Source organism: Micromonospora sp. NPDC051924, from assembly GCF_055586005.1.
Genome location: NZ_JBVJJA010000047.1, coordinates 1 through 10,283, shown reverse-complemented (window position 1 = coordinate 10,283; position 10,283 = coordinate 1). Strand labels below are relative to the sequence as shown.

Below are 10,283 nucleotides of genomic sequence, written 5' to 3'. Positions count from 1 at the left end.
GGTCGGGGGGAGTCTCATGGGCGTGCGGCAACGGTTCCGTCTGCTGTTCGGCACCCGGCGTGGCCGGTTCTTTCTCCTCGGGGTGATCGCGTTCCTCGCCGTGGGAACCGCGCTGCTTCCCGCGACCTGGTGGCCGGCGCTACCGCTGGTGGTCCTGCTGGCGGCCGTCTGGTTCGCCGCCGGATCGGAGGAGGACCGGTAGGGACGTGTCCCGCGGGATGACCTGCGCACACCGCATCCGCCACCGGAGTTCGTCGCTCCGGTGGCGGATTCGCGTTACCTCCCCGTGACCAACCGTCGGCCCCGCCAGTCGCATTGATCGATATCGTACGGAGTACCGCCCCGTCGAACGGGGGCGGCTCCCGCTGACGCGGCTCTGCTGGCGACCGGACGGGGAGGTGCGCGATGTGGACGGTGCCGCACGATCGGGCTCACGAAGCCCGGCCGGAGCGCGGATCCGGGGCGCGGTGACATCCCGGGCGGACCCGGTGGACCGCGAGACCGCCGGGGAGCAGCACGGTAGCCGCACACCCGGCCTCGCCTTCAACGTCCTCGGCTCGCTGGAGGTACGGGGGCGATCGGGCCTGATCCCCTTGCCGGGTACCCGCCAGCGGATCGTCCTGGCCGCGCTGCTGTTACGGCGCAACCGGGTGGTCTCGGTCGACGAGCTGATCGACGGGCTGTGGCCCGAGTCTCCGCCCGCGACCGCCCGCGAGCAGGTGCTGACGGTGGTGTCGTCGCTGCGCCGGCTGTTCGGCGAAGCCGGCCGGCCGGACGCCGACCGGCTGGTGGTCACCCGCAGCCCCGGCTACCTGCTGCGGATCGAGGACGACCAGCTCGACCTGGCGCGGGTGGAGCAGCTGCTGCGGGACGCGGACCGGGACGGCCTGCCGCCGAAGGTCACGGCCGCCGCCTTGCGCGCCGCGCTGGCGCTGTGGCGGGGGCCGGAGCTGACCGACGTGCCGGCGCCGTTCGCCGTGGCCGAGGCGCACCGGTTGGCCGAGCTGCGGCTGGCCACCACGGAGAAGCTGGTCGACGTGGAGTTCGCGCTGCACCGGCACGCCGAGCTGGTCCCGGAGCTGACCCGGCTGGTGGCCGAACACCCGCTGCGCGAGCGGCTGCGCGGGCAACTGATGACCGCGCTGGACGCGGTCGGGCGCACGGCCGCGGCGTTGGAGGTCTACCGCACAGGACGCCGGCTGATGGCCGACGAGCTGGGCATCGAGCCGGGCGCCGAGTTGCAGCGGCTGGAACGGACCATCCTCGCCGGTACCGACAACCGATCCGACGACGCCTCGCGCCCGGCATCGGGGGCACCGGCCCGGCACGCACCGGCCGAACCCGGGCCGGAGCCGCACCGGGTCGCCGGAGTCACCCCGCCGTCGGCCGCGGTGCCGGCCCAGCTTCCCGCGGACGTCAGCGACTTCACCGGCCGCGTCGCCGAGGTGGAGGAGGCGTGCCGCCGGTTGACCTCGACCGGCACGACGGCGGTGCCGGTCGTGGTCGTGGCCGGCATCCCGGGGGTCGGCAAGACCGCCCTGGCCACCCACGTGGGCCATCGGTTGCGGGCGCGCTTTCCCGACGGACAGCTGTACGTCGCCCTCGGCGGGACGCACGACCGGCCGCAGCAGCCGGCGGAGGTGCTGGGGCGGGTGCTCGTCGCGTTGGGCATCCACCGCGCCGCGATCCCCGAGGAGGTCCAGGAACGGATCCTGCTCTACCGCTCGGTCACGGCGGAGCGCCGGGTGCTGGTCGTGCTCGACGACGCGGCGAGCGCGGCGCAGGTGCGCCCGCTGGTGCCGGGCGGATCGGGTTGCGCCGTGCTCGTCACCAGCCGTTACGACCTGGCGGACGTGGAGGGCGGATACCACCTCGACCTCGACGTGCTGCCCGACGAGGAGGCGCTGGCGCTGCTGCGGGCGATGGTCGGCGCCGAACGGGTGGCGGGCGAGCCGGCGGTCGCGGCACGCCTCGTCGAACTGTGCGGGTGGTTGCCGCTGGCGGTACGCATCGTCGGCGCGCGGTTGGCCAGCCGGCCGTACTGGTCCCTCCGCAGGCTCGCCGACCGGTTGGCCGACCAGCACCGCCTGGACGAGCTGCACCACGGCGACCTCGAGGTACGGGCCAGCCTGGAGCTCAGCTTCCGCGGCCTGGATCCGCACGCCGACGCCGCCGCGCAGCTGCTGGCGCTGCTGGCCGCACCGAGCTTTGCCAGCTGGGCCGCCGGGGCGGTGCTGCAGCGCCCCGTCGCGGTCGCCGAGGCGCTGATCGACCAGCTCGTGCAGCACCGCATCGTCGAGTACGCCGGCCGGGACGCCGCCGGCCAGGACCGGTACCGGTTCCACGACCTGGTCGGACTGCTCCTGCGCGAACGGGCCGCCGCGCGGATCGACGAGCCGAGCCGGCGTACGGCCGTGGTGGCGGGCCTCAACGCCTGGCTCGGTTACGCGCTGTCGGCCATGCGGGGCCTGCCCGACAAGCAGTTCCCCGGGCTGGAGCCCGCGATCACCGGTACCGCCCTGCTCGATCCGGCCGTCGGGTCCGCCGCGGCCACCGACCCGGTCGCCTGGTACGAGGCGGAGAGCGAATCGCTGCTGGCCGGCGTACGCCAGGCGTACGACCTGGGTCTGGACGAGCTGTGCGGGGCGCTGACGCACGTGCTCGGGCCGTTCCTGGAGATGCGTGGGGCGGTCGACGTCTGGCGGTCGATCAACGCCCTCGCCGAGGCGGCGGCCGAACGGGACGGCGACCGACGCATGACGGCGCTGGCGATGTTGTACCGCAGCCGGTCGGACGAGTACCACGCGGTCTCCGACGCGGCGGGCTGGGCGGAGACCGCCGCGGAGCTGTTCGAGGCGCTCGACGACGACTGCGGCCAGGCACACGCCCTCAACCGGTTGACCTACCTGCAGGGCTACCTGGGGCACCTGCCGCAGGCCCGCCACGCGGCGGAGCGCGCCCTGGTGCTGGCCGAGCGGGTCGGCAGCCTGTGGTGCACGGCTCGCGCTCGACAGCACCTCGGGGCGATCGAACGCGAGCACGGCCGGCTGGGGGAAGCCGAGCAGCAGTTGCGCCGCGCTCTCGACCTCTACGCCGCCTGCGACAGCCGGAGCAGCCAGGCCGACGTCATGAACGGGCTCGCCCGGGTCTACCACGACGCCGGCCGGATCACCGACGCGATCGAGCTGCTCACCACCGCGCTGGCGATCTTCCGGGACCTGCGTGACCCCTACGGTGAGGTCATCACGCTGTACCGGTTCGCCGGAATCTACCTGTCGGCCGGGCGCGACGCGGAGGCCGTGGTGGCGGCCGAGCAGGCCTTAACCATCGCCGAGGCGATGCGGTACGCGACGGGCACCGCGGAAGCGCTGACCGTACTGGCCGACGCGCATCGCCGGGCGGGGCGGCCGGCCGCGGCGGCGGACCTGCTCACCTCGGCGATCAGTGTCGGACGCAACGAGGGCGAGCGGTGGTTGGGCAAGACGCTGCTGATGCTCGGCGACGTCCGCGAGGAACAGGGCGACCACGACGGCGCGCTGGCCGCCTGGCGGGAGGCCGCCGACCTGCTGCACGGGGTCGCCCACCCCAGCGCCCGGGACGCCGACTCACGCCTGGCCGCCTGGTTCCCGCTGCCCTCGCCGGCTCTGCGTGCGTCGCCCGAGGAACAACACGGCCGGACGGCGTAGCGGGGATCTCCGTTGGACGGGTGGCGGGCGGCGGCTGATCCTGGTTGGGTGCCAGACATGACCATGGGCACCGAGCGCGCGACCCGTGGGGGAAGTGCAGCCCACCGGCTCTACAGCGTGATCGTGTTCGTGGTGCTCGCCTCGCTGGACAACGTCGCGATCGGCCTGGTCCCCCCGCTGTACGGGCCGATCTCCGGCGCGCTCGGCGTGCCGCAACGGCTGCTCGGGCTGGTCACCGCGGTGAGCTTCCTGGTCAGCGCGGTCGCCGCGGTGGGCTGGGCGTACGTCGGCGACCGGACGAACCGCAAGCCGCTGCTGATGGTGGGCACGCTGATCTGGGCGGCCGGCACCGGGGGCAGCGCCCTGGCCCAGCACTACCCGACGTTCCTGGTCGCTCAGCTGGTCGCCGCGGTCGGGCTGGGCGCGGTCGGCTCGGTCGGCTTCTCGGTGGTCACCGACCTGATCTCGCCCCGCCGCCGGGGTCTGGTGATGAGCTTCTGGGGGCTGTCGCAGGGGGTGGGCACGCTCGCCGGCACGCTCACCGGCGGCATCCTCGGCGCGACCGACTGGCGACGGCCGTTCCTGCTGCTCGCCGTCGTCGGCCTGGCCGCCACCGTGGCCTACCTCTTCACGTACGACATCCGCCGGGGCGAGAGCGAGCCGGAACTGGCCGCGGCGCTCGACGCGGGCGCCGACTACGACTACCGGATCAGCCGGGCCGACCTGCCCCGGATCCTGGCCCGACGGACCAACCGCTGGCTGATCCTCCAGGGGCTGACCGCGCAGGCGGCGTTCGGCTCGCTGGTCTGGCTGCCGGTGCTCTTCGCCGAACGGGCCGAGGCGCAGGGCTACTCGGCGGCCACCGCCGTCGTGGTGGGCAGCGTCTTCGCCACCCTGTTTCAGCTCGGCGGGGTCTTCTCCATCCTCGGCGGCCTGGCCGGCGACGCGCTGCAACGGCGTACGCCGAGCGGGCGGGCGCTGGTCGCGGCGGTGGGCATCCTCGCGGCCGTGCCGTTCTACCTGGTCCTGTTCCTGGTCCCGATCCGGATCGACGTGCCGGACGGCGGCAGCTCCGGGGCCGTGGTCGGGGCGGTGCTGGCCAGTGTCTTCACCGAACCCACGGTCGGGCTCAGCCTGCTGACCGCGCTGCTGGCCCTCGCGCTCACTTCGGCCAACTCGCCCAACTGGTTCGCGCTGATCGCCGACGTCAACCCGCCCGAGCACCGGGGCACCGTCTACAGCCTCGGCAACCTGGTCAACGGGGTCGGCCGGGCGGCCGGCAACGGCCTGGTCGGGGTGGCCTTCCAGGGGTTGCGGGCGGCCTTCCCGCCACCGCTGAACTTCGCCGTCGGGCTGGCCGTGTTCCAGCTCTTCTTCATCCCGACCGGGTTCATGTACTGGCTGGCCGCGCGTACCTCACCCGGGGACATCGAATCGGTGCACGACCTGCTGCACACCCGCGCCGACCACCTCTGACCGGTCAAGGTCCACGCTGTTCGCCGGAAGGAGTGGCCTCCCGCGGTCGGGAGGCCACTCCTTCCCGGACGTTACCGGGACCGGAAGCCCGGTCCGGGGCGTCAGACGCGGTACCAGACCGTGACGTCGGTGGGGACGGCATCGCCGTCGAGCGGCGCGCTGGCCGCCAGCACCTCGGCGCCGGCCGGCAGCGGCACCGGCGCCGCGCCGAAGTTGGTCAGCACGGTGAGCTCCCGGTTGGTGAAGGTGAGCACCTCGTCACCGGAGGAGAGCCAGCGCAGGGGACCCTGACCCAGGTCGTGCTCACGGCGCAGCCGCAGCGCCGTCCGGTACAGCTCGTACGTCGAGCCGGGCACCCCGCGCTGCCGGTCGAGGGCGTACTCGGCCCAGCTCGAGGGCTGGGGGAGCCAGCTCGCGTCGGCCGGGCCGAAGCCGTACGACGGGGCGTCCGCCTCCCACGGGATCGGCACCCGGCAGCCGTCCCGGCCGCGCTGGGTGTGGCCGCTGCGCTCCCAGGTGGGATCCTGCCGGGCCTCGTCGGGGAGCGTGGTGTGCTCGGGCAGCCCCAGCTCCTCGCCCTGGTAGAGGTACGCCGAGCCGGGCAGGGCGAGCATCAGCAGGCTGGCCGCGCGGGCGCGGCGCAGGCCGAGCGCGGCGTCCGGCTGCGGGTCGCCGATGCCGATGCCGTTCGGCCGGCCGCCACCGATCGGCAGGCCGAGGCGGGAGGCGTGCCGGACCACGTCGTGGTTGGAGAGCACCCAGGTGGTGGGGGCGCCGACCGAGTCGGTGGCCTCCAGGGAGCGCGTGATCACCGCGTACTGGGCCGGGGCGGTCCACGCGGCGAGCAGGTACTCGAAGTTGAACGCCTGGTGCATCTCGTCCGGCCGGACGTACCGGGCCAGCCGCTCGGCCGGCTCCACCCACGCCTCGGCGACCAGGATCCGCTCGCCGTCGTACGAGTCGAGCAGCCGCCGCCACTCGCGGTAGATGTCGTGCACGCCGTCCTGGTCCCACATGGGCGGGCGCGGCTTGTCGATCTCCGCCCCGGAGAGGATCTCGGGCTGCTCCTGCCAGTCCGCCAGGTCGGCCTGCTTGATCAGCCCGTGCGCCACGTCCACCCGGAAGCCGTCCACGCCCCGGTCAAGCCAGAACCGGAGGATGTCGAGGAACTCGGCGCGGACGTCGGGGTTGTCCCAGTTCAGGTCCGGCTGCCCGGTGTCGAACAGGTGCAGGTACCACTGGCCGTCCGGCAGCCGGGTCCACGCGGGGCCGCCGAAGACGCTCTGCCAGTCGTTCGGCGGCTCGGCGCCCTGCGGGCCCTTGCCGTCCCGGAAGACGTAGCGCTGCCGCTCGGGGCTGCCCGGCCCGGCGGCGAGCGCGGCCTGGAACCAACGGTGCTGCGACGAGGTGTGGTTCGGCACCAGGTCGACGATCACCCGCAGCCCGCGCGTCTTCGCCTCGGCGATCATCTTGTCGGCGTCGCCGAGGGTGCCGAAGAGCGGGTCGACGTCCCGGTAGTCGGCCACGTCGTAGCCGGCGTCGGCCTGCGGTGAGGGGTAGAACGGGGACAGCCAGACGGCGTCGACCCCCAGCTCGGAGAGGTGACCGAGGCGGGCGGTGATGCCGGGCAGGTCTCCGATGCCGTCGCCGTTCGAGTCGGCGAACGAGCGCGGGTAGATCTGGTAGATGACGGCCTCGGTCCACCAGCCGGTGGCCGGGGCGCCGGCCGGTCCCTGCTGCGTCGCGTCGGTGTTCAGAGCCTTCTCCCCTGTTCGTACTGTGGCCGCCCGGTGACCGGACGGTCGTTGCCCGGCCACCCCCGGGGGCGCCGGATCCGTTCAGTGTGCCCGGGGTGGCGCGGTCGACTCGCGCACCACCAGGCGAGTGGGCAGGATCACGGACGGCGTCGGCGTGTCGCCGCCCGCGTCGGCGCCGCGCGGTGCGGGCACCAGCCCGGCGTACGGGTCGGCGGCGCGGACGCCGAGCGGGTCGAGCAGGATCCGGGCGGCGAGCTGCCCCTGCTCCGCCGCGGGCTGAACGATGGTGCTCAACCCGAGCACCCCGGCCAGGTCGTGGTCGTCGACCCCGATCACGCTGACGTCCTGCGGCACCCGCAGCCCGGCGTCGCGCAGCGCGGTCATCGCGCCCATCGCCATCTCGTCGCAGGCCGCGAAGATCGCGGTCGGCGGCTCGCCCCGGGCCAGCAGCTCGGTGGCCGCCTGGATGCCCCCGTCGATGGTGAACTGGGACTCGACGTCCAGGCTCGGGTCGGGCCGGATCCCGGCCGCGCGCAGCGCCTCCTGGTAGCCGCGACGGCGGTCCAGGTGGGTGGTGAAGGCGAGCTCGTCGTCCGGGTCGCCGGAGATGTGCGCGATCCGGGTGTGGCCGAGATCGAGCAGGTGCCGGGTGGCGGTCCGGGCCGCGGCCACGTCGTCGATACGGACACAGGGCCAGCCGGGCACCCCGCTGCCGGAGCTGATCGTCACGCCCGGCAGGTCCAGCTTGGTCAGCGCGGTCACGTCCGCCGGGCGCAGCGGGGTGGCGACCAGGATGATCGCGTCGACCCGCTTGTGCAGGCTGGCCGTCCGCAGCACCCGCCGCCGGGTCTGCTCCCGCCCGCCGAGGTTGTAGAGCAGCAGGTCGTAGCCGTTCTCGTGGAGGTGGTCCTCGACCGCCTCCACGACCGTGGCGAAGAACCACCGGGTGATCCGCGGGACCACCACCGCCACCGTGCCGGTCTTTCCACCGGCCAGCCGCGACGCGCTCGGCGAAACCGCGTACTGGAGCTGCTCGGCGGCGGCCTGCACCCGCCGCCGGGTGGCGGCCGAGACCGTCGGCAGGCCGCGCAGCGCCCGCGACACGGTGGCCGTGGAGACCCCGGCCAGCCGGGCGACGTCGTCAATCCTGGTCATCGCTGTTCCCCGCTCCGACCCGTGTCCGCCGCCGCCGGAGGCCGGCGGCGGCGGAGCAGCGGGTCAGCCCTTGACGCTGCCGGCGAGCAGGCCCCGGACGAAGTAGCGCTGGAGGGACAGGAACACGATCAGCGGTACGACGATCGACACGAACGCGCCGGACGTCAGCCGCTGCCACTCGTTGCCCCGGGTGCCGGCCATCTCGGCGAGCCGGACGGTCAGCGGGGCGGTCTCGTTGCCGCCGCCCGCGAAGATGAGCGCGACCAGCAGGTCGTTCCAGACCCAGAGGAACTGGAAGATGCCGAACGCGGCCAGCGCGGGCGTGATCAGCGGCAGCACGATGGTGCGGAAGATCTTCGGGTGGGTGGCACCGTCGACCCGGGCCGCCTCCATCAGGTCCGACGGCAGCTGCGCGATGAAGTTGTGCAGCAGGAATACGGCGAACGGCAGCGCGAAGCAGGTGTGCGCGAACCACACCTGCGCGAACTTCTGCTCGTCGACGAGATCCCAGGCCGGGAGCACCTGGATGCCGGCGACGGTGACGCCGGTGGAGAAGAACTTCAGCAGCGGCACCAGGGCCATCTGCAGCGGCACGATCTGCAACGCGAAGATCGCGATGTAGAGCCAGTCCCGCCCCTTGAAATTGATCCAGGCCAGCGCGTACGCGGCGAGTGCCGCGAACGCCGTCGGGAAGAGCACCGAGGGGATGGTGATCGCCAGGGAGTTGATGAAGTAGCTGGCGAGCTGGCCGGACGAGGAGGAGGTGCTGAAGAGCACCTGCTGGTAGTTCTCCAGGGTGAACTGCGGGTCGGTGAAGAACGTCCACCAGCCGGTGGTCTTGATCTGGTCCTCGGGCCGGAACGAGGAGATGAACAGGCCGAAGGTCGGGACCGTCCAGAGCAGCGCGATGACGATCGAGACCAGCGTGGCGGTCCGGCTGTTCAGGCGCTTGCGGACCCGGCCGACCCGCGTGGTCTTCCCGGTCGCCTGGACACCGGCTCCGACGGTGGGCGTGGCGGTGGTCATCTCAGCCCTCCCGCTGCTGACGCAGGTTACGGATCTGGTAGATCACGATCGGGATGACCAGGACGAAGAGGAAGACCGCGAGGGCGGAACCCTGCCCGTTCTGGCCGTACCGGAACGCCTGGTTGTACATCTCGTTCGCGATCACGCTGGTGTCGTAGTTGCCGTTGGTGGCGGTCCGGACGATGTCGAAGACCTTGAGCGTGGCGATGGAGAGCGTGACCACCACCACGATCAGCGCCGGCCGGATGCTCGGCAGGGTGATCTGCCGGAACATCTGCCACGGGCTCACCCCGTCCAGCCGGGCCGCCTCGACGATGTCCGCCGGGATGGCCTTGATGGCGGCCGAGAGCACCACCATCGCGAAGCCGGCCTGGATCCAGACCATGATCACGATGAGCAGGAAGGTGTTCAGGGGCGATTCGAGCAGCCACTGCTTCGGCTCGCCGCCGAGGCTGACCACGATCTGGTTGAGCAGACCGATCTGCTCCTCACCGTCGCCGCGGTAGGCGTAGACGAACTTCCAGATGATGCTGGCGCCGACGAACGAGATCGCCATCGGCAGGAAGATCAGCGACTTGGCGACCGCCTCGAACCGGGCCCGGTCCACCATCACCGCATAGATCAGGCCGAAGGCGGTGGCGACCAGCGGCACCAGGAGCACCCAGATCAGGGTGTTGGTCAGCACCTGGATGATCGCGTCCTCGGAGAACAGCCAGCCGTAGTTGCGCAGTCCCACCCAGTTGTTGCTGCCGGAATCCATGAAGGAGAGCAGCGTGGTGCGGATCGCCGGCACCACCAGCCCGACGAGGAGGAACAGCAGCGTCGGCAGCAGGAAGAAGAGCGCGAACAGCCCCTCGCGCGGCTTGCGCCGGCGGGGCAGGGGGGCGCCGCTCGTCGCGGCGGCGACCAGCTTCGCCTCCCGGCGGCGGGCGAACCAGGCCGGCACCACGTCGAGGAGCAGGAGCAGCCCGCCCACCACCGCGACGAAAGCGATCAGCCCGTACATCAGCATGAGGAACTTCGGCTGTTCCTCCGCGAAGTCGAACTCCATCGACCCTCCCAGGGGTTGGATCGAGCGGTGGGGGGGGGGGGGGGGGGGGGGGGGGGGGAGGAGCGGGGGGGGGGGGGGGGGGGTGTGGGGGGGGGGTGGGGGGGGGGGGCCAGAGAGCGCAGGGGCGGAGGA

At 72.8% G+C, this 10,283-nt stretch carries 7 protein-coding genes; 3 read left to right on the top strand and 4 right to left on the bottom strand.

Annotated features, from left to right (window positions below; translation table 11 throughout):
• Nucleotides 1-16: 16 nt before the first annotated feature.
• From ACZ6S5_RS28610 to ACZ6S5_RS28600, 3 genes are all read left to right on the top strand, one after another.
• Nucleotides 17-202 (top strand): hypothetical protein, encoded by a 186-nt coding sequence (locus ACZ6S5_RS28610; protein ID WP_466005320.1) that lies wholly within the window; start codon nucleotides 17-19, stop codon nucleotides 200-202.
• Between the two features lie 286 nt (nucleotides 203-488).
• A complete protein-coding gene (locus ACZ6S5_RS28605; protein ID WP_466005319.1) occupies nucleotides 489-3,686 on the top strand; it encodes an AfsR/SARP family transcriptional regulator in 3,198 nt (1,065 codons plus the stop codon).
• Between the two features lie 57 nt (nucleotides 3,687-3,743).
• Complete coding sequence (locus ACZ6S5_RS28600) at nucleotides 3,744-5,162, top strand: MFS transporter (RefSeq protein ID WP_466005318.1); 1,419 nt, start codon at nucleotides 3,744-3,746, stop codon at nucleotides 5,160-5,162.
• A 101-nt stretch (nucleotides 5,163-5,263) separates the two neighbouring features.
• Here the strand turns inward: ACZ6S5_RS28600 and ACZ6S5_RS28595 are convergent, their stop codons facing one another.
• From ACZ6S5_RS28595 to ACZ6S5_RS28580, 4 genes are all read right to left on the bottom strand, one after another.
• Nucleotides 5,264-6,919, bottom strand: coding sequence for a glycoside hydrolase family 13 protein (locus ACZ6S5_RS28595; protein WP_466005344.1), 1,656 nt, complete (start codon nucleotides 6,917-6,919; stop codon nucleotides 5,264-5,266).
• A gap of 81 nt (nucleotides 6,920-7,000) precedes the next feature.
• Nucleotides 7,001-8,074, bottom strand: coding sequence for a LacI family DNA-binding transcriptional regulator (locus tag ACZ6S5_RS28590; RefSeq protein ID WP_466005317.1), 1,074 nt, complete (start codon nucleotides 8,072-8,074; stop codon nucleotides 7,001-7,003).
• A 63-nt stretch (nucleotides 8,075-8,137) separates the two neighbouring features.
• Nucleotides 8,138-9,100 (bottom strand): carbohydrate ABC transporter permease, encoded by a 963-nt coding sequence (locus ACZ6S5_RS28585; RefSeq protein WP_466005316.1) that lies wholly within the window; start codon nucleotides 9,098-9,100, stop codon nucleotides 8,138-8,140.
• 1 nt (nucleotide 9,101) lies between these two features.
• Entirely contained in the window at nucleotides 9,102-10,151 is a 1,050-nt protein-coding gene (locus tag ACZ6S5_RS28580) for a carbohydrate ABC transporter permease (RefSeq protein ID WP_466005315.1), read from the bottom strand.
• Between the last annotated feature and the right edge of the window lie 132 nt (nucleotides 10,152-10,283).